This is a genomic window from Myxococcus sp. CA040A (assembly GCF_013336725.1).
Lineage (GTDB): Bacteria > Myxococcota > Myxococcia > Myxococcales > Myxococcaceae > Myxococcus > Myxococcus llanfairpwllgwyngyllgogerychwyrndrobwllllantysiliogogogochensis.
Genome location: NZ_JABUMR010000005.1, coordinates 781,287 through 807,192, shown reverse-complemented (window position 1 = coordinate 807,192; position 25,906 = coordinate 781,287). Strand labels below are relative to the sequence as shown.

The window sequence follows — 25,906 nt, the reverse complement described above, 5'->3', positions numbered from 1 at the left end:
CGTGGCGGGGCGAAATTACGGCCCGCGGTGTGTGCAGGCGTCTGAAGAATTCGACGCGGACACCGCTGTCACTTGCGTTGCCGTGGGGGGCTGGGGTCTACAATCCATCCGATGCGCCCCCTTCCGCGCTCCGCGTGGCCGCTGCTACTCCCGATTCTGCTCCTGTCCTGCTCCGACGCGGGTCTCTATGCCATCGACGGGCGTGGGGCCAACCAAGGTGACCGCGCCAACTTCTCCGGCACCGTCTGTGTTCCGCTCGCGGGCGGCGACGCGTTTCCCACCAAGGTCGTCTTCGCGCTGCAGGGAGGCGAGGGCGTGGAGACCGAAATCGTGGGCTATGCCACCGACGGCCTGTCCACGCTCTCCAGCCGCTTCTCCGGCCCGTTCGTGAAGTTCGGCCTCGTCGCCTACCACTCGGTGGCCACCGGCATCCTGGGCGGCTTCTCCGACGCGGCGGACTTCCAGGCCGCGCTCCCGCGCTACGCCACCTATCAAGAGTCGGGGCCCATCAGCGTCCGCTCCTCGCTGCGGTTGGGGAAGACGCTGTTGTCCGGCGACATGCAGACGGCGTGTCGCGGCGAGGTGGCCCGCACGCGTTACATGGTGGTCATCGTGGTGCGCAGCCAGGACACGAGCTGCTCCAACCCGGCCTTCAACATCGGCCTGGACGCGGCCTGCAACGCGCTGACGGACAAGGTCGCCTGCAGCGAGTGCGAGCTCACCGCCGTCACCGGCGAAATCAAGGCGCTGGCCCAGCAGTACGGCGCGGGCGAGGTGGTGGTGCAGCCCATCTATGTCCGAGGCGCCGTGCCGGACCCCGCCACCCGCGCGCATGTCGCGGCCATCGCCCATGCTGGCGGCACCGAGCCCATCGAGACGGACGCCGCGGGGCTGCCCGGCACCCTCACCGGGCTGAAGTACGCCGCGCGCACGAACACCCTCAAGCTCAAGCGCTTCCTCGCCTTCAACCGCAACGTGGCGGTGCGCGCCGGCCAGGTGCTCGCCGACAGCGACGGTGACGGCCTGCCCGACGTGGACGAGGACGCGCTCGGCACGGACCCGCTGCAGCTCGACTCGGACCAGGACGGACTGATGGATGGCCTGGAGGTGCGCGTCGGGTTGGATCCGCTGATACCCGACGTCATCAACGGCTGCAGCATCTCCCTGGACGACGATGGCGACCGGCTCAACACCTGCGAGGAGCGCGTGCTGGGCACCAACCCCTGCATCGGCGACACCGACGGCGACACCCTTCCGGACCTGGTGGAGGCCCTGTCGCAGACCAACCCGCTCGTGCCGGAGGACCTGCTCGACTCGGACCGCGACGGGCTGACGAACATCGCGGAGATTGAAGCCCACGGAGACCCGCTCAGCGCCGACCTCGACTTCCACCGCGAGCGCGGCTACGGCTACGACCTGGTGGAGACGGACCCCACCGTCGATGGCCGCATCTGCTACGCGACGCGCGTGGAGAACATCTCCCTCGTCGCGACGCGAGAGCGGCCCCACCCGCTCATCCCCGGCGAGGTCATCCCCGCGGGCACCAACGAGGTGTACCTCTACCTCCAGGCTGGCCGGGACAATGACCCGCGCGGCGCGGGCATCGGCTCGCTGCTCATCCAGCCCATCCAGTACGACAAGGACGAGGGACGTACCCCCTCGGGCATCCTCCCCCTCGACCCAGAGGCCTTCATCCTCGGAACGTGATCCACCCGCGAATGAGGGGTCTACCCCTCGTTCGGACTGGGGAGTGCCCCCCACACTCTCCGGTCCACAGCCTGATGCGCCGCGCACAAGTGCCTGAAACTGTTGGAATTTACTTCAGGCAAGGGTGCGGATCGTCTCTTGCTAATGGCCCGGGGCTGAAAGGAGTCACCATGACACTCGTTCGTCTCGCTCCCGCGCTGCTGCTCGGGGCCTTCCTCGTCGTGAACCCTGGCACTGCCCAGGCGCAGAACAACGACAACCCTGACAACCCGGAATGCCTCGGCGATAGCTGCGGCCGCCCACAGGAGGTGGGTGGAGGTTGTGGCTGTGGTTGCGGCTCTGTGTGGGTGAACTACACGGATGACGGCGACACGCTGTCGTACACGGATGACGCGGACGGCGACGGCCGCGCGGACGACCGGGACAACTGCCCGTTCGCCTCCAACCGTGACCAGACGGACGGCGACGGCGACGGCGTCGGCAACGTCTGCGACAACTGCTCCACGCTCTCCAACTTCCAGCAGCGCGACGCCGACGGTGATGGCCAGGGCGATGACTGCGACACGGACCGGGACAACGACGGCGTGGCGAACGAGCAGGACAACTGCCCGCTGATTCCGAACGTGGACCAGTCCGACCTGGATGCCGACCGCGCCGGCGACGTCTGTGACTCGGACGATGACAACGACAACGTGCCGGATGGCGCGGACAACTGCCCGCGTCGGTCCAACCCGGACCAGGTGATGCCGACGGACGGCAGCCAGTGCCGCGTGGACGCGGACGCTGACAACATCTCCGACAACGGCGACAACTGCCCCGGGCTCGCCAACCCCGACCAGTCCGACAAGGACAACGACGGCCTGGGCGATGCGTGCGACCCGGACGCCGACGACGACAGCATCCTCAACGAGGTCGACAACTGCCGTGACGTCGCCAACCGCGAGCAGGCGGACGACGACCGCGACGGCCTGGGCGACGCGTGCGACCGGCTCTACTGCCTCGTGGTGGACCCCACCCAGAAGGACAAGTGCCTGGACCCGAAGTCCCCCTTCACGGTCAGCGCCGGCGGCACCATGCGCCTGTCGAAGTCGGGTGAGACGCTGCGTCCGCCGCTGTTCGCCAACCGCAACGGCGCGGCCATGGAGTACCGCTGGACGGTGACCCGGCGCCCCGATGGCTCCAACGCCGTGGTGGAGAACCCCCAGGGCGCGGTGACGCTCAGCCGCAACTGGCAGTACTCTTACGTGGACGGCAGCGTTCCCAACTTCGTGCCGGACACCGAGGGCACGTACGAGCTGACCGTGGAGGCTCGCCTGGCCTTCGCCGACCGCGTCTTCCCGGACAGCCGCGTCGCCACGTCCACCCTGGTGCTGACGGTGGGCGAGGGTGACGAAGACGGTCCGAACTGCAACTCCGTGCCCGCGGGCTTCAGCGCCACGGCTCTGGGCGCCGCGCTGCTGGGCGTCCTGATGCGCCGCCGCCGCCGCGAGCAGTAAATCTCATCGTCTGTTGCCAGGAGGTCGTTTCCCCATGCGCCGCCTTCTTCGTTTCCCGCTCTTCGCGGCGGGCCTCCTGGCCACGGGACTGCTGTCCTGTACCGACTCGATGCTCGAGCCTCGAACGGAACAGCAGTCCCATGTCGATGACAGGGTGATGCTCCAGGGGCGCGTCTGCACGCGCCCGCCCAACCCCGCCGGCTTCCCCGTGAAGGTGGTGGTCGTCATCGACGAGTCGGGCAGCATGTGCATCTCCGACCCGCCTGGCGCGCAGCTGGACAGCGGCTTCTGTCAGCAGGCCGAGGTGCAGGCCATCATCCCGCCCGGCGTCACCGAGCCCGCGCGCGTGCGCGCCCTCAAGCGCCTGGTCGCGCAGTTCCGGCAGGTCAACGCGGCGGGCGGCAACGTGCAGGTGTCCGTCGCCCCGTTCGAGACCAACGTCCGCAACGTCTGGCCCCCGGCGACGACGGGCGACCGCTTCGCCCGGCCGGACACCAACATCGACACCTATATCGACGGCCTGCAGAGCCAGCTGGGCAAGGGCACCGACTACCAGGGCGCCCTGTCGTACGCCTACAGCCTCATCGCCAGCGACATCAACGCCGTCGCGCTGTCCAATCCGGAAGTCCTGCCGCGCACCCGCTACGTCGTCGTCTTCCTCACCGACGGCACGCCGTACCCGCGCTGCTCCGCCACCGACAACCTCAGCGTCTACGCCAGCCCGGACAGCCCGGACCTGACGTGGGCGGACTCCCTCATCAGCTTCTGCAACGCCACCAGCACGACGGACCGGATTGACGGCTTCGAGATTGGGACGGACCGCAACCAGAACTACCAGCTCTTCAGCTACGTGCGCCGGCTGATGGAGTTGAAGGACCAGTACAACGTGGGCGACGTGCGCATGCACACGGTGCTGCTGTTCAACCAGGAGGCCGTGCGCGCCTGCGGCACCATCTGCGAGCAGATCTACGGCGTCTACCCGGGCGTGGCGCCGGCCGAGTACCCGGCGGCGGCGAAGAAGATCGCCGCCTGGCTGCTGACGCGCTTCGCGGAGATGGGCAACGGCGTGTACCAGGAGTTCAACGACACCGCTGAAATCTCCAACCTGGGCCTGGGCGCGCTGGACTACTCGTCCTTCGCCTCGCGCAACGTGATGAAGACGCTGTTGGTGGAGCCGCTCAGCTCCGGCCCGGGGCTGGAGTCGCGCATCGTGGACAGCGACGGCGACGGCGTGCCGGACGACGCGGACAACTCCTTCACGCTGAAGACCAACCCGTTCAACGCCGACAGCGACCGGGACTGCCTGAACGACGGCTTCGAGCAGCGCCGCGAGGACCAGGGCTTCAAGGCGGCCAATGACTTGGACGCGCGCGGGTGTGACCCGGACTCTCCGCTGACGCCGCGCTGCACCTGCCGCGACACGGATGGAGATGGCCTGTCGCAGTTCGCGGAGTCGTACCTGCGCACGCGGGAGACCATCGTCGACAGCGACGGCGACGGCATTCCGGACAGCCTCGAGGCGCGCTGGGGGCTCGACCCGATGGAGCCCAGCGTCGCGGGCCTGGACACGGACGGTGACGGCCTGCCGGACGAGGTGGAGCTGCGCGCGGGCACGGACCCCACGCGTCGGGACAGGGCCTTCTTCGAGAAGAACGGCTTCCAGTATGAGACGCGCATCGCGGAGGTGCTGTCCAACGGGAGCGTCTGCTACGACTACACCGTCTCCAATCTCCAGATGGTGACGACCCCGGACCGGGTGGGCGCCAAGCAGGGCTTCAACCTCTTCAAGCTGTGGTTCGCGGAGGCCCCCGAGAGCGGCGTGGCCACCGACTACGGCGTCTGGCGCTCGGCCTGTGCCTGGTCCCAGTACGCGCCGCCGAGCGTGCGCGTGCCGGTGGGTCCGGAGCTGACGCTGACGAATGACAACTTCATGATTCCCACGGACCTGAGCAATCCCTGGGAGAACCAGGGGCGGTGTGTGGGCACGACGCCGGCGGGTCAGCAGGGAGGAGTCAACCCGTGAGTGTGGCTGGACGTATCCTGGCGGGCCTGATTGTCGCGCTCGTGCTGGTGGTGGCCTGTTCCGATTCGTATCTGTATGACCCGCGCCGGGATGTGGATGTCCCCGTGGACCGGGCCATCTCGATGCAGGGCCGCTTCTGCACCGTCGGCTCCAACGAGGTGGTGCGCCCCATCAAGCTCATCATCGCCATGGACGCCTCGCAGTCCATGCGCGTCAGCGACCCGGATGGCACGCGCGCCACCGCGCTGGTGGAGCTGATTGAAAACCTGCCCAAGGACCCGGAGGTCTACCTGGCGGTGGTGGTCTTCGCCGGCAGCACCACGGCGTTCCTCACCCAGGCGCCGGGCAACCCCCCTCAGGACGGCTTCATGCAGGTGTCCAGCATGGACGACGCCCGGATGCGCCAGCTCACCGAGCAACTGCTGACCTTCCGCAACCCGGACAACTCACCGAACCGGGACTCGACGGACTTCGTCAAGCCGCTGTCGGACATCTACTCGCTCATCAACACGGACATCGCGCGCAGCCGGCTGGAGCCGGGTGGGGCGCAGGCGCTTGCGCAGGCGCGCTACTCGCTCGTGTTCCTGTCGGACGGCAAGCCCACCCTGGACCAGGACGACGAGCTGCTCCAGGGTGACGCGGTGGTGCGCATCCGTCAGCTCCGGGACCTGGTGGAGGACGTGCGCGTCAACACCGTGCACGTCTTCACTCCCACGCAACCGGTGTCGTCGGTGTGTGACTTGTCGGGCGACGGCGGCTGCCCGCTGCTCATCATCAACCAGAACGCGGACCGGCTGGATAAGATGGCCGAGCTGGGCGGCGGCAACTTCCGCGACTTCCGCAACAACGAGCCCATCAACTTCCTGGACTTCTCCTTCGGGCAGGTGCGGCGCACCTTCATCGTGAAGGAAGTGATTGCGACCAACTTCTCCGCGCCGCCGGGCAGTCCGTTGGACGCGGCGGACACGGACGGAGACGGTCTGTCGGACGCGCGCGAGGCGGAGGTGGGCTCGAACCCCAACCTCATGGACACCGACGGTGACGGCTTCAGCGACGGCGTGGAGGTGTACTTCCGCGACCGCGGCGTGGACTTCGACCCCATCCAGGTGGCGGACCCGGACGGTGGCGGCCTGGACAAGGGCTGTCCTCCGCTCTTGCGCGCCTCGGACACCGACTGTGACGGGCTGCTGGACTGCGACGAACAGTTCATCGGCACCAACGCGACGCTGGCCGACAGCGACCGCGACGGCGTGCCGGATGGCATCGAATGGCGCGGCGGCACCCAGGGCGCGAGCAATGATTTGGACGAGGACCCGGACAACGACGGGCTCACGAGCCGCGCGGAGCTGCGCCTGCACACCCGCCCGCTGGAGGTGGACACCGCCCACCTGGCGGCGGAGGGCTACCGGTACTCGTTCGAGGCGGACGGTCCGCCGGATGAGCTGGGCCGTCAGTGCTACACGCTGAGCGTGGGCAACGTGCTCCTGGCGCCCACCGTGGCCGCCGCGGATGACGCGGGCGTCGTCACGCGCGGCGCGGGCTTCAACAACGTGGCGTTGTCCGTGGCGATGGTGCCCGCGGACGACCCGACCGCGCGCACCCAGGTGCGCACCTTCCGCGTGGACTCCGTGCGCTACCCGGTGGGCGGCATCAAGTCCCCCGCCGACGGCATCATCCGCGTAGCCCCCGAGGACTTCGTCGACGGCTGCCCCGGCCGCGCCGACGTCTCGCCTCCGACGCCGTGAGAATCGACGCTCCCATGAAGACCCAAGTCCGACTGTTGTCGCTCGCGCTGCTCGCCCTCACTGCCTGCTCCTCTGGGGGCGGTGACAAGGAGGACGCGGGCACTCCCCAGGTGCAGGACCTCTGCAACAGCCGGGAAGAGGCGCTGACGCTGGCCGAGTGCGAGCTCAAGCCCGGTGAACCGCTGGAGCGCCTGCTCGTCAAGGAAGGGGCGACGCGCGAAGGCGACCAGGACTGGTACCGCATCGTCCTGCCCGCCAATACCAGCGCGCGCACGCTGCTCAACCTCAACGGGCTCTACGTGGCCTCCAGCACCGCGGTGCAGTTGTCCATCAGCGTGCTGGAGACGCTGCCTGACGGGGCGGAAAGCTCGCTGGCGAAGAAGGACGACAAGCATGGCCAGGGCGCGCCGAAGCCGGTGGACATGGTCGTGCCGCTGCGCGACGACCTGAAGGGCAAGACGCTGCTGGTGCTGGTGCAGGACGCGCCGGACGTCGTCTCCCAGCCCAAGTTCGATGCGCGCAACCCCTACCGGCTGACGCTGCAAATCACCGAGAACCCGGACACGCACGAGCCCAACGACGCCCTTGCCGCCGCCACGCCGCTGTCGCTGGTGTCGCAGGGCGCGGGCGTGCAGGTGGGGACGGTGTCGGGCTTCCTGGCCACGGACAACGATGTGGACCGCTACACCTTCGACCTGCCCGTGGGGAAGGTGGCGTACGTGAGCGTGACGGCGCCGGACCTGGGCTTCGTGCCCAACTGGCGGCTGTCGTACCAGCTCCTGCGCCCCGGCTTCCTCACCAAGGAGGAGAAGGAGGACGAGGGCGAGGTTCGTCCGCAGGTGCGCCCGGGCGTGCTGGCGACGGCGCGCAAGGTGAAGGCGGAGCACGCGGGCAAGTGGATGCTGGTGGTGCGCGGCTACCGCGGCATCAGCGACCGGGACACGTCACAGGGTGATGTGCGCCAGGGGTACGACGTGGAAATCCGCGTCCTGGACGAGGCGGACCCCCAGGACCAGACGCAGCTCGGCAACGACAAGGTCGGCGACGCGCTGCTGTGGGACCTGGCCTCACCGTCACCCGCGTCGTCGAAGGCCTTCACCGGACGCATCGGCTACATCGGCGACCAGGACTGGTACGGGGTGCGCCTGCCGGCCTCCACCGTGCCCACGCGGCTGCGCTACCGCGTGGTGCCGCTGGCGACCGGGGGCCGCTTCCCCGCGCTGCCGGACACGCCGGACCGCCAGGTGCTCGTGTTCACCCTGGTGTCGAAGGGGGTGAACGTGGATGAGTGGCGGACCGCATGCACCGATGACGCGACGGCGTGCCCCAAGGGCTACGGAGAGAATCCGGACATCGTCGCGCTGGTGCGGGGGTACTGCCAGCGCACGGACCTGCCGGCGCCCATGTGTCTGCACTCGCTGCGCGAGGAGACGTCGAACAACCCGCGCTTCACCAACCTGAGCAACTTCGAGGGCGTCATCCCGGTGCCCCCGCGCGCGGCCTCGGAGCTGTACTACTTCAACGTCCAGGACGACGGCACCAACTGGGCGGATGACAAGGACTACCGGCTGGACGTGACGTGGGAGGCGGAAGACGCGGACGAGGTCAGCCGCTACGGCGGGACGTCGACGGAGTCGGCGGTGTCCAAGCCCCTGGCCTCCACCACGGCCTTCCCCGCGCCGCCGGACACGGCGGAGTACACCGTCACCGGCCGGCTGTCGCATGGCTATGGACGGCTGCGCAACGGCGATGACCGCATCAACGGCCGGGGCGTGCGCGGCCCCATGGACTACGACGCGGTGCCGTCCGACGTGGACTCCTTCATGTTCCAGCTCCCCGCCGTGCCGCCGCCGGAAGACCGCGCGTGGCTGGTGCAGTGGGAGGTGGCGAAGCAGCAGGACGGTGGCTCGGTGCACGGCCTCGCGCTGGACTTGACCTTCTGTGACGGCGACGCCGTCGCGGGCGCCGACGGAGGCACGGTGCCGGACAGTGGCATGGGCGATGGCTGCGTGGCGGTGAGGGCGGGCAGCCGCAACCAGGCGCTGACGCTGGGCTACCGCTCGGACGCGCTGCGGGCGTGGCACACGCCGGCGAATGCTCCGCTGAGCAGCTTCCAGCCGCTGTTCAACCTGGAGGAGCGCCCCGACTCCACCGTCGTCACCCTGGCCCCGTACGCGTGTGGCTGTCTGGAGCCGCGCTTCATTCGTGGCGGGAAGATGCGCGTGGATGTGTCGGCGGCCGAGCGCACGTCCTACGAGCAGGTGGAGTACACGCTGCGCACCGGCTACGGCGACTATCCCCAGTCGTACACGCGGGATGGCGGCGTGACGACGCAGTGCCCGGGGCTGGAAGACGCGGGTACGCCAGACGGTGGCGCTCCCGGGCCGCGCGGGGGCTGTGCCTTCACCCGTCAGCCGTGAGTGGGAGCCGGGCCGGGTGACTCGCTCCCAGCGGAGTCACCTGGTTCGATGCGGTGTCTCGCGATGTGTCTGACCCGGCTTCAACGAGGCGGGGCGGCTGCCGAGGCAGGGTGGATGGAACAAGGGGCGACGAAGCCGTCGCTCATGCGGGGAGACCTGGCTTTCGCGAGGCCATCACCCGGTGTCCGGCGGAATGTGTGTGATTGTCGCGAGGCCTGGCGCGCGGTGTGGGCCAGCGACTTCGCGAGGTGTGCCACGGCGGGCGGGCGAGCGAATGACACCCACCTGGGTGGGGTGGCGGGTGGTGCCCGTCACCCTTCACCCTCGGGGAGGCTCAGGGAGGCGCGATACCCTGTCCGTTGAGGGCGATGACCTTCTCTGGAAGGTTCGCCGCATTGGACTTGATGGTGATGGTGCCCTGGTACACTTGGGCCTCGCGCGGCTTGAACGTCACCTCGATGAAGACGTGCTTCAGCGAGGGCAGCTGCAGGGGCGTGCCGGCCGTGTAGTCATTGGAGACCTTCATCGTGAACACGGACGGAGCGTTGAGGGTGATGTCGGTGATTTCCAGCGTATCCTCCCCCATGTTCGTCACCATGACCGAGTTGAAGCCACTGGTTCCGACGAAGGTGCCCGCGTTGAACTCGCGGTCGAATGCCATCTCGTCGCGGTCCGAGACGAGCTGCGGGGTCTTGGGAAGTTCTTCGGCGCTCTCACCGCAGGCCGCGAGTGAGAAGAAGAGAATAGGGAGCCACGGGGTGTGCAGTCGCATGGACGTTCACTCCTCGCTAGAGGGTCGATGATGATGAATGTTGTAACAGTGTTCTGTCGTAAGGCCCAGAGCGCCGGTGCATTCCTGCTCATGTTGTTGGTGGTGGGTTGTGGCGACACGCGCGACGACTTCATCGGTCCGCGTGTGAAGGATGCGTGTGATGAGACGTGGCCCGTGTGTGGCAGCGTCGCGGGCTGCATTCTCGGAGCGGAAGGCTATGCGGAGGGTCGCTTCCCTGGTCGCAGCAAGTTCATCGTCCAGGTGCCGGAGGCGTCTCACGTCAAGGTGAGCTTCTACCTGGACGAGGTCACCGCCGCGGGAGAGGAGACGGTGGTCATCTTCCACGAGGAGGGGTGCCGGGCCCGCACGCGTCTGGCGGCGGATGGGCGCGCGGTGCTCGACTCGATGGAGAAGTTCAGCGTCTTCACGAAGGAGGCGGACGTCACCGGAGTGGGCGACCACCTCATCGAGTTCGAGTCCGACATGCAGGCGCGCTACGCCGTGAAGGTCGACGTGACGCCCCTGCGCAATCGCTAACCGCCGGAGGCGACGCCTTGCTTCAACGTTCGAACAAGGTGGCTCGCCACCCGGAAGCTGTTGGCGGCGATGGTCAGCGTGGAGGGCACGCTGCCGCCCGTGGGCATGAAGCTGCCGTCCACGACATAGAGATTGGGCACCTCGTGCGCGCGGCAATTCCTGTCCAGCACGGACGTGGCCGCGTCGTCACCGAAGCGGCAGGTGCCGTGCTGGAGGATGGTCGTCTCTCCGGCGGTGGTGGTGCGCTTGAGTTCATCTGGCTCCAGGCGCAGCAGGACTTCTTCACCGCGCTCGACGAGGAAGCGCGTGGCGACCAGGTCCGTGGGGTGTCGCTCCACGGTGATGGCGGCCACGGGGATGCCGTGCTTGTCCTTCACCGCGCTCTCCACGCCCACGTAGCTGCCGGGCGTGGGGAGGAACTCCCCGTAGACCTCGAACAGGAGGATGCGCGAGTCCCGGTAGGCCCGCATCCTGTCCTTCAGCTCCTTGCCGAAGACGGCCGAGGAGCCGCTGCCGGCAAGCCCCGTGGCGGCATGGATGGGATTGGGATGTGCCCACATGAAGCCCATGGTGCCGCCCTTGCGGAAGCCGAAGCGCTCATCCGGCATCAGGTAGAAGTCCTGGATGCTGCGGTTGACGAAGGGGCCCGGGTCCTTGAGCCACGGGCGCTTCTCGGCCTGCTTCGACAGTCGGAACGTCGCCTGGGACTCACCGAACGAGCTGAAGATGAGGTTCTTTCCCACCAGCCCGCTGCCGTTGGCCAGTCCGCTCGCGAAGCGGCTGGATGTGGAGTTGAGCAACAGCCGCGCGCTCTCCACCGCCGTGCACGACACGACGATGACCTTGGCGGGCTGCTCCTGGGTGACGCCGTCCGCGTCCAGGTAGATGACGCTGCGCGCGCGTCCCTTCTTGTCCACCTCCACGGTGCGCGCCATGCAGCCCGGCCGCACCTGCACGTTGCCGGTGGCCACGGCGGCGGGGATGAGGCTTGCGTTCGTGCCGCTCTTGGCGCCCATCTCACAGCCGTAGCTGCCACACAGCGCGCAGTACGCGCACGGCGCCCGGCCCTTGTAGGGACGGCTGATGATGCCGCGCGCGGTGGGCAGCGAGTGCCAGCCCATCCCCTTGCACGCCTTGTCGATTTCCCCCGCCACCGGGTGCACGTCCAGGGGCGGCAGCGGGTACGGCGCGCTGCGCGGCTCGGCGAAGGGGTGGGCCACGGCCTGTCCGGACACGCCCAGCTCCTGCTCGGCCTTGTCGTAGAAGGGCGCCAGGTCCTCGTAGGAGATGGGCCAGTCGGCAATCGTGCTGCCGGCCACCGCGCCCAGCGTGCTGCGCAGCCGGAAGTCCACCGGCTTGAGGCGGTAGAAGAAGCCGCTCATGTGCACGGTGCCGCCGCCCACGCAGTTGGCCGTCCACGCCGCGGAGCTGCGCTCGTACTTGCCCTTGGCGCCCTTGCGCAGCAGGTGCGGCTCCTCCCAGGGCAACGGCATGAAGAAGTTGCGGCGACTGTTGAGGATTTCGTCGTGGACGAAGTCCTGGGGCCGGTAGTGGGGGCCCTTCTCCAGCACCACGACTTTGAAGCCCGCGCGGCCCAGCTCCAGCGCCATGGGCGCGCCGCCCGCGCCGCTGCCGATGATGCAGATGTCGACTTCGGGCAGGCTCACTTGTGAACCCCGCACTCGCGCAGGCACTTCGGTCCGTCGTAGCCCTCGGGCGGCGCCATGGCGATGGTGCCCACGGCGTCGAACCCCATCAGCCTCCAGCCCACCTTGCCCTTGTTTCCCCCGTAGGACGGGTCACCCAGGAAGCCCTCCAACGTCAGCACGGTGAGCAGCTCCAGGAAGTGCGCCTCGCCGCTCTGGGGCGGGCTGTCCTTGAAGAGCGTGAGCAGCTCGTCCTGCTGCGCGGGGGTGATGGCGGAGAAGCCCTTCTGGAACATGCGCTGCGAGCGGCGCTCCAGCGCGGCGAGCCCCTCCAGGAAGTCGTCGCGCATGGGCTTCATCTCGGGTGTCTGGAGGATGCGGTCGAGGTAGACAGGCACGTCGGCGTCGAGCGCGCCGGGGTCCTCGTCGCGCGGGAGGATGCGCTCGGTGGCGGCGGTGACGACGGCCAGCTCGAACGAGGAGAAGGTGCGATGGTGTTGCCCACCGGGCGCGGTGCCCAGGGGGCCGGGGTCCGTGGCGGGCTTGGGGGCTTCCTCGGAGGAGCGCTTGCAGGCCAGCGGTCCGAGCAGCACGACGCCGCCGCCCAGGAAGGTCAGCCGCCGGATGAAGGAGCGCCGCGACAGGCGCTGACGAGGGGAACGCGCACGGGGCATAGGTGCGCGAGCGTAACCCAGCGCGAGGCGCTTCGCCGCGTCGGGATGCATGGCTCGCCTGCTTCCTCGGGCGTGGTGGTGACGTAGGATGAAACGACGATGTGCAGGGCCGACAACGCAAGGAGACAGAAGATGAGACGGCATGTCTGGGCACTGGGATTGGCGCTGGCATTGGGATGCGGGAAGGATTCCAATCCGGACAATCCGGACGCGGGGCGCCCGGATGGCGGGCCGGGACCTTCGGATTCACCCTTCACCCGCTTGGAGGTGGACTCGGACCCGAGCGAGTTCAACCCCATCTCCAACATCGCCATGGCCGTCGGTCCCGAGGACCGCATCGGCATGGCGTACTTCGTGAACAACGGGACGACGACGGGCAGCGTGGTGAACTACGACCTGCGCTACCGCGAGTTCAACGCGGGCGTGCTCGGGCCGGCGGAGAAGATTGTCACCGTGCAGCGTGTGTACGGGGTGTCGATCGCCTTCGGTCCGGATGGACAGCCGGCGGTGGCCTACCTGGGTGGCGGCAGCGACGACTCCACGTTCTGGCTCCAGAGTGATGTGGCGGTGTCCTATCGCTCGTCGGCGGGCGCGTGGACGCAGCGGGTCGTCGGCACGCGCTCCAACGCGGCGGCCATCGGCAACCCGCTGAGCGACGTGGGCTTCCTCATCGGGCTCAACCCGTCCATGGTCTTCTCCGGCGGTCAGGCCCTCGTCGCGTATCGCGACGGACACAACGGCAACTTCGGTCGTCAGGACTGGGAGTCGGCGGACCTGGAGCTGGCGAGCGGCGGGCCCGCGAGCTGGACGTTCCGCATGCTGGCCTCGTCGGGCGACACCAAGGCGGGCTACGGCGGCCACATCGGTCTCATCATGGCGGGCGCGCAGCCCGCGGTGGTGCACGACCTGGTGAAGGAAGCCGCGCAGGCGACGGGCGCGGGCATCGTCTTCCAGCGGCGCAACGCGGATGGCGCGGCCTGGACGGCGCCGGTGCTGGTGGCCACGCCGGAGAGCGTGGGCAACACGCAGCTGGGGCCGTCCATCGCGTACGACTCGGTGGCGGGCTTCGGCATCGCCGTGCAGAACCGCGGCTCCTCGCGAGGCGACGTGTTGCAGTACTACGACTGCCCGAGCCCCAGCGCGACGAGCTGCGCGACGACGGGCGAATGGTCGACGCCGGACCCGGTGTTCGGCCGGGGGACGGGCGGCTGGTATCCGTCGCTCGCGTTCGACGCGGCGAACCACGAGCCGCACATCGCCCACTACGTCTGCTCGTCGGAGACGGGCCGCAACGACACGAGCTGCAACCCGAACGAGGACCAGCTCATCATCAGCGCGCGCATCGCGGGCAACTGGCGTGAGACGTTGGTCGACGCCAACGGCGGCTGGTCCCCGAAGCTGGCGTTCCTCTCCACGGGCAAGCGCGTGGTGCTCTACCGCACGCCGGTGGCGGCGCTCACGAAGAAGGGCGTCCTGAACCTCGCGGTGGAGCAATGAGAAGTGCGGTCCGCGCCCTGGCGGCGCTGACACTGGCGGGCATTGCGTCCGGCGCCGGCATGGTGGCGTGCAGCCGTCCGGACAACTCGCTGTCCGGAAGCGTGTCGGAGCTCTTCCCGCTGGAGGTGTCGCGCGTGGAGATTCTCCGCAACGCGGAGGCGCTCCAGGTGAGCTACTTCCGCAACAACGACCTGGACGTGGACCTGGTGGTGCGGCTCACCGTGTCCACGGAAGGGTTGGACCTGCGGCCGGGCGCGAAAATCAACCTGGCGGGCAACACGCCCTCGGGACTGGCGCGAGCCACGGTGGTGCACCTCAACGCGGGCGAGCCGTCGCGCGTCTTCGCGCCGGTGGAGAAGGGGGACTTGCAGTTGGAGTCCGGAGGCAACCCGGGCGAGCAGACGCGCGGGGACTTCTCCATGTCCTTCAAGAAGGGCGACGGCTACGGCGCCGGTCGCAGCCTGGAGGGGACCTTCTCCTCGGAAGCACTGGATGCGGGCTTCGGTCCGGAAGAGGGTGAGCCGCTCGACGGGAGTGTCATCATCCCGTAGCGAAGGCTCGCCGTGAGCCAGCGGTGACGCCCGGACGCTCGGGCGTCACCGCGCTCCAGCAGGAGACTGACTTGGGGCTACGGCGTGGCGCAGGTGTTGAGCGCGAGCCCATTCGACACGGTGGACCGGGCCACGGTGTGCCGGGCGAGCGCCAGCACTCCACCGTCCTCGTACACGCGCCGGGCGAGCGCCACGGCCTCCGCGCCGTGGACCGTCAGCGTGGCACCCGAGGCGTCGGTCACCGCCACCGCGCCGTCCGCCGCGCCTTCCGCGCGAACGAGCAGCGCGCCCGCGTCGTCGCGCACGGCCATGCCGTTCTCCAGCGGCTCGAAGTAGCGGATGACGGGCTCCTGGCCCGCGCGCTCCAGCTCCAGCTTCATGACGCCGCTCTCCGCGTCGCGCGACATGCGCAGCACGTCCGTGGGGCTCAGGCGGACGACGCGCGTGCCGTCGTCGGTGCCGTCCGCGCTCGACACGGGGTTGTTGCCGCTCCAGAACTCGATGCTGTTGATGATGAGCGCGTCGATGAGCGCGCCAATCTCATAGACGGGGACGATGACGAGCACGAGGAACATCAACCACTGCACGAACTTCTCACCGGAGATGTTCTTGTTGAACTGCCAGATCTTCTGCGTGAGTTTGAAACTGCCGAAGCACCCGGTCGCATGCATGGAGATGAAACCGGCGCACAGCACAGCGAGCCACGGAGACGGACGCTTCATCATGGGCCCTCCTTGGGAGGATGGAAGGACTGCGGAGGCGGACCCACCATGCCACGGTGGATCTTCCCGGCGACACTTCGTTCGCCTCCCAGTCCAATGCTCACCACTCGAACATCCCCCGGGTGCGAGGATGCGCGGGTGACTCCCGTCCGCTTCTTCACGCGCGCCTGGGTGCTGTGTCTGCTGTCCCAAGGCGCGCTCGCCGCGACACCGCCCGACGCGGGTCCGTCTGTCGAAGCTCCGCGCGCCGTGCGCGATGCCCCTGGCGCACCTCCATTCGCGCTGGCTTGTCTGGCGAAGTGGTATCCGGTGCTGACGCCGGTGCGCCTCGACGCGGGCTGGGGCTTCACGCTGCCGGATGGACGCGCCCATCCGTTCGACGACGGCCAGCGGAAGTCGTTCCCTCGAAAGCTGGAGGCCCCGGACCTGGAGGACACGCTCTCCATTGCCTATGTCGCGGGCCCCATCGCTCCGGTCACTCGCGAGGACGAGGACCCCGGGCGCATCCGCTTCGAGCCACTGTTCGAGGCCATGTACGGCGATGCGAAGGAGAAGGTGGACGTGGTGCCGCTCGTGTTCCTCGGTCAGCGGCTCAAGGTGCACCGCAAGGTGGCGCCTGCGTTCCAGCGCGTCGCCGCGCGGCTGGAGTCGCTGGTGGCGAAGGACGCCTCGCTGAAACCCTTCCTCCAGGGCGTGGGCGGGACGTTCGTCTGGCGCAACATCGCCCACACGACGCGCCGGAGCGCGCACTCCTACGGCGTCTCCATCGACCTGAACACCGCGCGCTCGCACTACTGGGAATGGCAGCGGCCCCGGACGCCGGTGCGCTGGCGCAACGCCGTGCCCCAGGCGCTGGTGGACGCCTTCGAGGCGGAGGGCTTCATCTGGGGCGGTCGCTGGTACCACTACGACACGATGCACTTCGAATACCGGCCGGAGTTGCTCGACGCCGCGTGCGCTCCGGCGCGGTGACGCTCAGTCTCCCTCGCTCTGCACGAGGCCGTACTTGTGCAGCAGGGAGTAGAGGTGCTTGCGGTCCAGCTCGGCATCGCGAGCGGCGCGGGCGATGTTGCCCTTGGCGCGGCCGAGCAGGCGCGTGAGGTACTCGCGCTCGAAGGCGCGGATGAGCTCGTCCTTGCAGACCTTGAAGGGCCCGGTGAACTCGGCGGGGAGGAAGTCGCCCGCGGGGGCGGGGGGCTCGCGGGTGAACTCGCGCAGCAGCGTGTCCCCGGCCAGCTCCGGGATATCCACCATGTGCCGGGCGCGCTCGAGCGCGTTGCGCAACTCGCGCACGTTGCCCGGCCAGGTGTGCCCGTTGAACTGCTCGCGAATCTTCTCCGGCAGCCGCAGCCACAGCCCCTCGCCGGCGAACGCGTCCACGAGGAGGGGGATGTCCTCCTTGCGGTCTCGCAGGGGCGGCAGGTTGACGGTGAAGACGGAGAGGCGGAAGTAGAGGTCCTCGCGGAAGCGGCCCGCCTGCGTCTCAGACCAGAGGTCCTTCTTGCTGGCCACGACGATGCGCGCGTCGAAGGAGATGGGCGTGGACGCGCCGAGCCTGCGGAACTCGCGGTCCTCAATCGCACGCAAGAGCTTGGGCTGGAGGTCCAGCGCCAGGTCGTCGATTTCGTCGAGGAAGAGGGTGCCGCCGTTGGCGCGCTCCAGGCAGCCGATGCGCTGGCTGACGGCGCCGGTGAAGGCGCCCTTCTCGTGGCCGAACAGCTCGCTCTCGATGAGGGAGTCGGAGACGCTGGCGCAATCGAAGACGACGAGCGGCCCGGGTGCGCGCGGGCTGAGCTTGTGGATGGCCTTGGCGGCGGCGCCCTTGCCGGAGCCCGTCTCGCCGACGAGCAGGAGCGTGGAGTCGGTGGGGGCGATGCGCTGGAGCAGCGCGAAGATCTGCCGCATCGGCAGGCTGCGGCCCACCAGGTCTCCCAGCCGGTCCTCCAGCGTGGGCTCCACCTGGACGGGGGCGAGCTGGGGGCTGAAGCGCAGGCGCACGTCGCCCACTTCGAGCAGGGCGCCGGGGCGCAGGTACGCCTCGCGGATTTGGGCGCCGTCGAGGAAGGTGCCGTTGGTGGAGCCCAGGTCCTGGACGAGGAAGCGGTCGCCCTGGCGGCGCACCACCAGGTGATTGCGGCTCACCGTGGGGTGGTCGATGACGACGTCGTTGTCGGGCGCCTTGCCCACGCGAAGCGCTTCGTTGGCGAGCGGGAAGACGGTGCCGGCACGCTCGGTATCCAACAGGACGAGGTGGAACTGTTGCGCGGAGAGTCGCTCACCCTGTGCCCGTGCATTGATGACCGTGTGCGCGGGGATGGGGGCTGGGGGGAGAGGGGGCATGACCGGGTGGGGATTGTAGACGGCTTCTCGCCGCGAGGTGACTTCCTGTCGGGTGGGGTGGCGCCCGCCCTCCGGCCGACCGGGCATGGTTGGAGCCCCAGCGGAGCGTGATACGACGGGCAACCCCTATGCGCACCCGCTTCCTGCTCCTGATGCTGGCCTCCGCCTGCGCCACTGTCCCGCAGGCTTCCGCCCCCACCACCCCCTCTTTGGCGCCCCCCGCTCCGACACGTGTCTGGAAGCAGCCGCGAGCGGTGGTGGTCCGTCATGCCACGGTGATGCCCGCCACCGGCCCGGCCATCGAGGATGGCGCGGTGGCCTGGGTGGACGGCAAGCTGACGGCGGTGGGGCGTAACGCGGAGGTGACGACACCTCCGGGCGCGGAGGAGGTGGATGGCACCGGCCTCTACGTCACCCCGGGCATCATCGACGCCCACAGCCACCTGGGCGTCTACGCGACGCCGGAGACGTTCTCCACGGGCGATGGCAACGAGGCCACGGCGCCGGTGACGGCCGAGGTCTCCGCCGAACACTCGTTCTGGCCGCAGGACCCGGGCCTGCGGCGCGCGGCGGCGGGTGGAGTCACGGCGCTGCTGGTGCTACCAGGTAGCGCCAACCTGATTGGTGGCCGGGGCTTCCCGGTGAAGCTGCACTTCGGACGGTCGGCGGCGGAAGTCCGCTTCCCGGGTGCGAGGGACGCGCTGAAGATGGCGTGTGGTGAGAACCCCCGGCGCGTCTACGGCGAGGGCCGCAACGTGGCGCCGTCCACCCGCATGGCCAACGTGGCGGGCTACCGGCAGGCGTTCGCCCAGGCCCGCGAGTACATGTCCAAGCTGGAGGAGTGGGCGAAGAAGAAGGAGAAGACGCCGGACGACGCGGGCCCCGCGCCGCTGCGCGACTTGAAGCTGGAGACGCTGGCGGAGGTGCTGCGCGGCAACATCCTGGTGCAGAACCACTGCTACCGCGCGGACGAGATGGAGGTGATGCTCCAGGTGGCGGAGGAAGCCGGCTATTCGATTCGGGCCTTCCACCACGCGCTGGAGGCCTACAAGGTCCGCGACAGTCTGGCCGCGAAGGGTGTCGCCGTCGCGACCTGGGCGGACTGGTGGGGCTTCAAGCTGGAGGCATGGGACGGAATCCCCGAGAACGCCGGGCTGGTGTCGCAGGCGGGGGGCAAGGCCGTCATCCACTCGGACTCGGGCTTTGGCATCCAGCGGCTGAACCAGGAGGCCGGCAAGGCGATGTGGCGGGCGAGGGAGTCCGGCGTCCCCATTCCCGAGGAAGAGGCGCTGCGCTGGGTGACGCTGAACGCCGCGTGGGTGATGGGCGTGGAGGGCGTCACTGGCTCGCTGGAGCCGGGGAAGATGGCGGACGTGGTGCTGTGGAAGAACCACCCGCTGAGCGTCTATGCGAGGGCGCAGCGCGTGTGGGCGGATGGCGTGGTGACGTTCGACGCGGGCGCGGGCGCGGTGGAGGCGAGCGACTTCGAGGTGGGGGAGCTGGCGGCGAGCGCCGCGAAGCTGGTGGCCGCTCCCGCGCCGACGCCGTCCCTGGCCGACCTGGGCCTCGTCGCGCGTTGTGATGTCTCGAAGGAGCGCGCGTGCGCGGAGCTGGTGCCGCAGGGGCAGGAAGCCTGCACGGTGTTCCAGGGCGTGACGGCCTTCACGGGCTCGGCCTGGGTGAAGGTCGCCACGGTGGTGCTGGAGGGCGGCAAGGTGTCGAGCGTGCGCTCGCAGGGCGAGGGCGGCGCGCTCCCCGCGGGTTGCCGGACGGTGGACGGCAAGGGGCGGTTGTTGACGCCGGGCCTGGTGGACCCTCTCACCTCGCTGGGGTTGGTGGAGGTGGGCGCGGAGGTGTCGACGCAGGACGACGGGCTGCGCGGAGACGCGGCGAAGCGGGACGTGCGCGCGGCGCTGGTGTCGGCGGACAGCTTCAATCCGGCCTCGGCGGTGTTCCCGGTGACGCGGTTGGGCGGCGTCACCAGCGCGGTGACGGTGCAGCACGGAGGGCTGGTGGCCGGGCAGAGCGCCTTCGTGGCGACGGACGGCTCGGTGCGCCGCGCCTCGCTGGCGATGCACGTCAACCTGGGCATGGGCGGACGGGATGCCGTATCGGGCTCGCGCGCGCTGGTGCTGGAGCGGCTGCGCGAGGTCTTCTCCGACGCGCGTGAGTACGGCCGCCGCAAGGGTGACTTCGAGCAGCGGCGCATGCGGGACGTGGCGGCGAGCCGGCTGGATTTGGAGGCGCTCCAGCCGGTGCTCGCGGGCACGTTGCCGGTGGTGGTGACGGCGCAGAAGGCGTCGGACATCCGGGCGGCGCTGGCGCTTTCGCGCGAGTACAACCTCAAGCTCGTCATCGCCGGAGGCAGCGAGGCGTGGATGGTGGCGTCGGAGCTGGCCGCGGCGAAGGTGCCGGTGATTCTCCAGCCCACGCAGAACCTGCCCATGGACTTCGACCGGCTCAACAGCCGGCTGGACTCCGCGGCGCTCCTGAACAGCGCGGGCGTGAGGGTGCTGTTCTCCGTGCTGGGCGAGCCCGCGATGGTGCGCACGCTGGCACAGGAGGCGGGCAACGCGGTGGCCTGGGGCCTGCCGCACACGGACGCGCTGCGCGCGATGACCTCCAGCGTGGCGGACGCGTTCGGCCTGCCGGTGGGGAAGCTTGCTCCCGGCGCGGTGGCGGACGTGGTGCTGTGGAACGGCGACCCGCTGGAGTCCGCGTCGCGGCCCGTGGGCATGTGGCTGGCCGGACGGCAGGTGCCGCTCGTCAGCCGTCAGCAGGCCCTGTTCGAGAAGCACCGCGTGCTGCCCGCGAAGTAGCGCGGGCCTGGACGTACGACGGCGGCCGCCCCCAGGTGAGGACGGCCGCCGCGTTCAAATCCATGGACCCGGGGGGCGCTAGTTGCCCTCGAAGACCCCGATGGCGCCCGCCACCCACTTCTTCGTGGTGGTGTCCTGGTAGCCCATGAAGCCCACCAGCATCCGCCGGCCGTCTCCCGAGGCATCTCCCTGGATGTCGCTGATGCGGGACATGCCGTACTTGCGGCCGAAGTCCGTCAGGCCGTAGTTGATGATGCTCCCGCCCTTGAGTCGCGACAGGCCACCGCCCCACGACGCGCCCACCCAGATGCTGCCGTCGGACGGGTCCAGGCCGATGGCGGACAGGTGCTTGTCCACCAGCCCCGAGCCCGCGCCCATGTGGCCCAGCACGGTGCCATTCGCGTCGATGTGCACCAGGCCGTTTCCGAACGAGCTCAGCCACGCCGTGCCGTCACGCGCCACCACCGCGCCGGAGATGTTGTCAGGCACGCGCTCATTGGGCTTCGAGTACTCGGGCTTGGCGTCCGGCCACAGGTCCAGCTTGTTGCTGCTGTCGTTCTCCGAACCCGTCTGCGAGCGCCAGAAGTTGCCGCCGTTGGTGCCGTAGCGGAAGCGCGTGGTGCGGTCCGAGCCGCCGAACCAGACGTCGCCGCTCGGGTCCACCGCGACGCCGTAGTAGGCGTCCGTCAGCAGAATCACGCCGCCCTGCGCGTTGTACGCGTTGATGTGCGGGTGCACGTGCTCGAAGACGCCGGAGCAGTTGAGCTGGCCGTTGCACATGGGCGCGCCGTCGAACTCCGCGTTGCCGCGCGCGAAGCCGTGGTTGCCGCCGAACCACACGCTCGCCTTGTTGTTGCCCAGCGCGTGCTTGTCGTAGCGGATGCGCAGCACGTTGCAGATCTTCTCGCGCCCTCGGGGCTCGGCCGCCACCACGTTGGGGCCGGAGAAGATGTCGTAGTGCACCACGTCCAGCGTGCCGTCCGAGTTCAGCATCACCTTGTCCGCGTCACCGCTCTTGTAGCGCGCCGGGTCCGGGCTCGGCCCGTCCCAGTTGTTCTCGCAGTGCTCGAAGCCCTTGCCCGGCATGCCCTCGTAGCCCACGAAGACGGTGCCCGACTTGCCGCCCGCCACGGAGATGACCTTCAGGTACTTGGCCCCCGGGGGCGTGCTGCCATCCGCCATGAAGCCGTAGGGGCGCAGGCCGTTCTCCATGCCGTAGCGCACGAGCCTCTCCGCGCCGCGCTTGAGCAGGAACAGGCCCTCCTCGCCGCCGGCCACCCAGACGTTGCCGCCCTCGTCGGCCGTCACGCCGTAGACGGTGACGGGGCCGCCCTGGTCCGCGCCGTAGAAGCGCCAGCCCGCGGGCGTCGGCAGCGGCGGAATCTCCACGTCCTGGCGAGGGTCCGTCGGAGTCCCGCCGTCCGTGGGAGTGCCGCCGTCCGTCGGAGTCCCCGAGTCCGGCGTCTCCGTGGGCGTGCCCGAGTCGGGAGGCTCCGTGGGCGTGCCCGAGTCTGGCGTCCCCGCGTCGGGGATCTCCTCCGGCGGGCCCGGGCGTCCAGGCGGAGGGCCCGGGTCATCCATGCCCGGGTTGTCCTGCTCCGAATCGTCGCCGCTCTTGCTGGAGCCGCAGCCCACCACGGTCCACATCGCGCCCGCCATGACGAGCGCTCCTGCCCAGCGCCATCCCCGCGTCATCCGAACTCACCCCACGAAAACCTGGGCCGCCCCGGATGGGCAGCCTTCCAGGGCCTCTGCATCGCAAGGCCGATGCCAGGGTTGGCTGCCGTTCCAAGCGGGACTCCGTCCGGTCCCGGACAGCCAGTGGGAAGCACAATCCCCAGTCTGGGAAAGTCGCTGTCCCGAAGACCCCCTCATTCGTGCTAGTGCCTTCCGGAAATGGGTGGGAACGACGCACGCGGTCGCACACCGTTGTCCTTGGTGGGGCAGGAGCCGGACCTCCTGTTCTACACACGCCAGGCGACCGAGCACGGTGCGCCCGTGTTGGTATTGGGCGCCGCCAACGGCCGGGTGGTCTGGGCATTGGCCGAGCACGGCTTCACCGCCGTGGGCGTGGACCCCTCGGAGGTGATGATTCGCTCCGCCGAGGAGCGCCGTGCCTCGGAGCCTCCGGAGGTCGCCAGCCGCGCCCGCTTCCTCGTCGCGGACCTGCGCTCCATCCGCCTTCAGGAACACTTCCCACTGGTGCTCGCCCCGCAGCACGCGCTGGGGCTGATGCCCGGCAATGATGACCTGGAGGCGTTCCTCTCCACGGTGCGCCACCACCTCACCCCGGGGGGCACCTTCGTGTACGACGTGCTCAACACGCCCCGCGAGCCGGTGCTGCCGCGCGATGACGAGGAGCCCAACGCGGGCCTGGAGCCGCGCCGGCCCCTGTTCGCCCTCCACCTGCGCGAGCGCAAGCAGCCGGGCGTGCCCAGCCCCATCCGCCGCCTCAAGCTGCGGCACTTCTCTCCGGAGGAGCTGGACGCGGCCCTCACCGGCGCGGGCTTCATCCCGCGCGAGCGCTACGGCCGCTTCGACGGCAAGCCCTTCGACCTGGAAGACTCGCGCCACATCGGCGTCGCCGGCCCGTGAGCACGGGCCGGAGTGCTCACTTCTCGAAGCGGTAGCCCAGGCCCCGCACGGTGACGAAGTGGCGGGGCTCCTCCGGGTTCGGCTCGAACTTGAGGCGCAGCTGGCGCATGAAGTTGTCCACCGTGCGCGCGCTGCCTTCGTAGTGGTAGCCCCACGCGCCGGACAACAGCTCCTCGCGGGTGAAGGTCCGCTCCGGGTGCGCGAGGAAGTGCGCCAGGAGCTTGAACTCCTGCGCCGTCAGCTCCACGGACGTGCCAGCCTTGGCCACCGTGCGCGCGTTCATGTCCACGCTGACGTCGCCGAACGTCACCGGCGGCGCGGCCCCGAGCGTCGGGTAGCGCCGGCGCAGCACGGCCTTGATTCGCGCCAGCAGCTCCTGGAGCCCGAAGGGCTTCACCACGTAGTCATCCGCGCCCAGGTTGAGGCCCAGAATCTTGTCCGTCTCCATGCCCTTGGCGGACAGCACGACGACGGGGGTGTCCCGGCCGCGCTGGCGCAGCTCCTTGAGCAGTTCGAAGCCGTTGAGCTCCGGCAGCATCAAGTCGAGCACGACGAGGTCCGGGGCCTCGTCCAGCGCGCGCTGGAGCCCCGTGCGCCCGTCCTGGGCCTGGAGCACCTCGTAGCCCTCGAAGCGCAGGTTCATGGACAGGCCGGCGAGGATGGACAGGTCATCCTCCACCACCAGGATGCGGCGGGTCGTCTCGCTCATGCCTTCTGCACCGGCAGGTGGATGGTGAACCGGCTGCCGCGGCCGGGCTCGCTCTTCACGGCGATGCGTCCGCCGTGAGCCTCGATGATACGCCGGGCGATGGCCAGCCCCAGCCCACTTCCCTCCGTCTTCCGGGTCAGCAGATTGTCCACCCGGTAGAAGCGCTCGAAGATGCGCTTGCGTTCCTTCGGAGCGATTCCCACGCCGTTGTCCTCCACCGCCAGGTCCACCCATCGGCCCGAGCGGCGTGCGCTCAGCTCGATGCGTCGGTTTGTTGGCCCGCTGTACTTGTAGGCATTCTGGAGCAGGTTGAGCAGCGCTCCCGCGACGGCTTCCTTGTCCACGTCCACGCGCGGCAGCCCCTCGGACACGTCGACCTTCAGGTCCACGCCGCCCTCCAGACGCTGCGCGCGGAAGGCGGCCACGGCCGTGTCCACCACGTCCATGACGGGCATCGGCTCGCGCTGGTACACCTTGCGACCGCCTTCGATGCGGGACCAGTCCAGCACCCGCTCGATGAAGACGGACAGCCGCTCCGTCTCTCGCGTCAGCAGGGTGAGCACCTCCTGCATCTGCGCCGGGTCCTTCAGCCGCCCCAGGGCGAGCGTCTCGATGAACATGCGGATGGAGGTGAGCGGCGTGCGCAGCTCGTGGCTCACCAGCGACACGAAGTCCGTCTTCATGCGCGACAGCCGCGCCTCGCGGTAGAGCACGCGGCCCGTGTAGACGACTCCGAACGTCAGCGTCAGGTAGAACAACCCCAGCAGCACGCCGTACACGGCGCGGTTGCGCGCGGAGGCCCGGGCGACGGGGTCCTCGCCGGTGGGCAGCACCACCAGACGGAAGTCTTGAAGTGGAGGCGACAGCACGCGCTCGGCCAGCACTTGCGGCCCCAGCGCGCTGGCGCGAGCCTGCGCCACCTCCGACACCAGCTTGCCCATCAATCCGCCGCCCTCGCTGCTCTCGCGGGGCACGGGCATCAGCGCGAAGCGCACCGGCTCGCTGGACACCGCGCGGGGCTCCACACGCTCCGTCAGCAGCAGCTCCAGGGCGCGCACGGACAGGCGCACGCCGCGCACGATGTCGCCCTTGCGCTCGGCCACCACGACGACGGAGCGGCCTCCGGCGGACAGCGAGAAGACGGTGGGTACTTCAGGCAGCGAGCCAACCTCTGGCATGACCGCGCCCAGGGCCTCCATCAGCAGCGGGTCCTCCGTGAAGGTGCGGCCTCCCTCGAGCTGGAAGGTGCCGTCGGGCTCCGACAGGATGCGTCCATCCGGCGCAAGCAACTGGAGCCTGCCGCCTTCCTCCGCGAGCTTCGCGGCGGACAGCTCCTTGGGCAGCTCCTGGGACAGTGACTCCAGCGTGCCCCGCCACGCGGACTCCAGGCGCTTCTCCACCGCGGCGCGCTCATTGATGATGGCCACCACGCCGAAGCCGGACAGGCCCGCGGACGGCAGCACCACCAGGATGATGAGCAGCGCGAAGGTGCGTCGAAAGCTGAGGATGACGGAGGGGGAGCGGGACACGCCCCTCTCCTTTACTCCCACCCGGCGCTACACGCTCGTGGCGTTTCGCCCGGGCGGAGGGGCTCGACTGTTCGCCACCCGCACCCAGGGAGGGGAAGGAATCGACTTCGGAGGCCTTCTGATG

Annotated in this window: 19 protein-coding genes; 11 read left to right on the top strand and 8 right to left on the bottom strand. The window is 69.3% G+C overall.

Annotated elements, in window-relative coordinates:
* Positions 1-111: 111 nt before the first annotated feature.
* From HUA75_RS25115 to HUA75_RS25095, 5 genes are all read left to right on the top strand, one after another.
* Positions 112-1,707 (top strand): thrombospondin type 3 repeat-containing protein, encoded by a 1,596-nt coding sequence (locus tag HUA75_RS25115; RefSeq protein ID WP_141641915.1) that lies wholly within the window; start codon positions 112-114, stop codon positions 1,705-1,707.
* A 170-nt stretch (positions 1,708-1,877) separates the two neighbouring features.
* The gene (locus HUA75_RS25110) at positions 1,878-3,203 is read left to right on the top strand and encodes a thrombospondin type 3 repeat-containing protein (RefSeq protein WP_174487802.1); all 1,326 of its coding nucleotides are present in this window, start codon (positions 1,878-1,880) and stop codon (positions 3,201-3,203) included.
* 34 nt (positions 3,204-3,237) lie between these two features.
* On the top strand, positions 3,238-5,226 hold the full coding sequence (locus HUA75_RS25105) for a vWA domain-containing protein (RefSeq protein ID WP_174487801.1): 1,989 nt from the start codon (positions 3,238-3,240) through the stop codon (positions 5,224-5,226).
* Positions 5,223-6,971 (top strand): VWA domain-containing protein, encoded by a 1,749-nt coding sequence (locus tag HUA75_RS25100; protein ID WP_174487800.1) that lies wholly within the window; start codon positions 5,223-5,225, stop codon positions 6,969-6,971. The genes HUA75_RS25105 and HUA75_RS25100 overlap by 4 nt, the downstream gene beginning before the upstream one ends.
* Before the next feature lie 14 nt (positions 6,972-6,985).
* Positions 6,986-9,391: a hypothetical protein gene (locus HUA75_RS25095; protein ID WP_174487799.1), complete on the top strand. Its 2,406-nt coding sequence runs from the start codon at positions 6,986-6,988 to the stop codon at positions 9,389-9,391.
* Between the two features lie 334 nt (positions 9,392-9,725).
* On the opposite strand, the gene HUA75_RS25090 is transcribed toward HUA75_RS25095, so the two are convergent.
* Entirely contained in the window at positions 9,726-10,163 is a 438-nt protein-coding gene (locus HUA75_RS25090; RefSeq protein WP_141641910.1) for a hypothetical protein, read from the bottom strand.
* Between the two features lie 48 nt (positions 10,164-10,211).
* On the opposite strand from HUA75_RS25090, the gene HUA75_RS25085 reads away from it, so the two are divergent.
* On the top strand, positions 10,212-10,700 hold the full coding sequence (locus HUA75_RS25085) for a hypothetical protein (RefSeq protein ID WP_246137092.1): 489 nt from the start codon (positions 10,212-10,214) through the stop codon (positions 10,698-10,700).
* On the opposite strand, the gene HUA75_RS25080 is transcribed toward HUA75_RS25085, so the two are convergent.
* Positions 10,697-12,367 (bottom strand): GMC family oxidoreductase, encoded by a 1,671-nt coding sequence (locus tag HUA75_RS25080; RefSeq protein ID WP_141641908.1) that lies wholly within the window; start codon positions 12,365-12,367, stop codon positions 10,697-10,699. The genes HUA75_RS25085 and HUA75_RS25080 overlap by 4 nt on opposite strands.
* The gene (locus HUA75_RS25075; RefSeq protein ID WP_254627734.1) at positions 12,364-13,071 is read right to left on the bottom strand and encodes a gluconate 2-dehydrogenase subunit 3 family protein; all 708 of its coding nucleotides are present in this window, start codon (positions 13,069-13,071) and stop codon (positions 12,364-12,366) included. The genes HUA75_RS25080 and HUA75_RS25075 overlap by 4 nt, the downstream gene beginning before the upstream one ends.
* An 81-nt stretch (positions 13,072-13,152) precedes the next feature.
* Between HUA75_RS25075 and HUA75_RS25070 the strand changes: the two genes are divergently transcribed.
* A complete protein-coding gene (locus HUA75_RS25070) occupies positions 13,153-14,517 on the top strand; it encodes a hypothetical protein (protein WP_174487798.1) in 1,365 nt (454 codons plus the stop codon).
* On the top strand, positions 14,514-15,068 hold the full coding sequence (locus HUA75_RS25065) for a hypothetical protein (RefSeq protein WP_141641906.1): 555 nt from the start codon (positions 14,514-14,516) through the stop codon (positions 15,066-15,068). The genes HUA75_RS25070 and HUA75_RS25065 overlap by 4 nt, the downstream gene beginning before the upstream one ends.
* 77 nt (positions 15,069-15,145) lie before the next feature.
* Here HUA75_RS25065 and HUA75_RS25060 read toward each other — a convergent pair whose 3' ends face one another.
* Positions 15,146-15,790 (bottom strand): DUF3332 domain-containing protein, encoded by a 645-nt coding sequence (locus tag HUA75_RS25060; protein ID WP_174487902.1) that lies wholly within the window; start codon positions 15,788-15,790, stop codon positions 15,146-15,148.
* 138 nt (positions 15,791-15,928) lie between these two features.
* Here HUA75_RS25060 and HUA75_RS25055 point away from each other — a divergent pair, with 138 nt between their 5' ends.
* Positions 15,929-16,762, top strand: a complete 834-nt coding sequence (locus tag HUA75_RS25055; protein WP_371746185.1) for a M15 family metallopeptidase — start codon at positions 15,929-15,931, stop codon at positions 16,760-16,762.
* A 3-nt stretch (positions 16,763-16,765) separates the two neighbouring features.
* Here HUA75_RS25055 and HUA75_RS25050 read toward each other — a convergent pair whose 3' ends face one another.
* Positions 16,766-18,130, bottom strand: a complete 1,365-nt coding sequence (locus HUA75_RS25050; RefSeq protein WP_174454871.1) for a sigma 54-interacting transcriptional regulator — start codon at positions 18,128-18,130, stop codon at positions 16,766-16,768.
* A 254-nt stretch (positions 18,131-18,384) separates the two neighbouring features.
* Here HUA75_RS25050 and HUA75_RS25045 point away from each other — a divergent pair, with 254 nt between their 5' ends.
* A complete protein-coding gene (locus HUA75_RS25045) occupies positions 18,385-20,949 on the top strand; it encodes an amidohydrolase family protein (protein ID WP_371746184.1) in 2,565 nt (854 codons plus the stop codon).
* A gap of 78 nt (positions 20,950-21,027) precedes the next feature.
* Here HUA75_RS25045 and HUA75_RS25040 read toward each other — a convergent pair whose 3' ends face one another.
* Positions 21,028-22,608, bottom strand: coding sequence for a hypothetical protein (locus HUA75_RS25040; RefSeq protein WP_254627733.1), 1,581 nt, complete (start codon positions 22,606-22,608; stop codon positions 21,028-21,030).
* Between the two features lie 279 nt (positions 22,609-22,887).
* Between HUA75_RS25040 and HUA75_RS25035 the strand changes: the two genes are divergently transcribed.
* Positions 22,888-23,544, top strand: coding sequence for a bifunctional 2-polyprenyl-6-hydroxyphenol methylase/3-demethylubiquinol 3-O-methyltransferase UbiG (locus tag HUA75_RS25035; protein WP_246137849.1), 657 nt, complete (start codon positions 22,888-22,890; stop codon positions 23,542-23,544).
* Positions 23,545-23,560: 16 nt separating this feature from the next.
* Here the strand turns inward: HUA75_RS25035 and HUA75_RS25030 are convergent, their stop codons facing one another.
* Both HUA75_RS25030 and HUA75_RS25025 read right to left on the bottom strand, forming a co-directional pair.
* Positions 23,561-24,253 (bottom strand): response regulator transcription factor, encoded by a 693-nt coding sequence (locus tag HUA75_RS25030; RefSeq protein WP_174487794.1) that lies wholly within the window; start codon positions 24,251-24,253, stop codon positions 23,561-23,563.
* Complete coding sequence (locus HUA75_RS25025; protein ID WP_141649041.1) at positions 24,250-25,782, bottom strand: cell wall metabolism sensor histidine kinase WalK; 1,533 nt, start codon at positions 25,780-25,782, stop codon at positions 24,250-24,252. The genes HUA75_RS25030 and HUA75_RS25025 overlap by 4 nt, the downstream gene beginning before the upstream one ends.
* Positions 25,783-25,906: the final 124 nt, after the last annotated feature.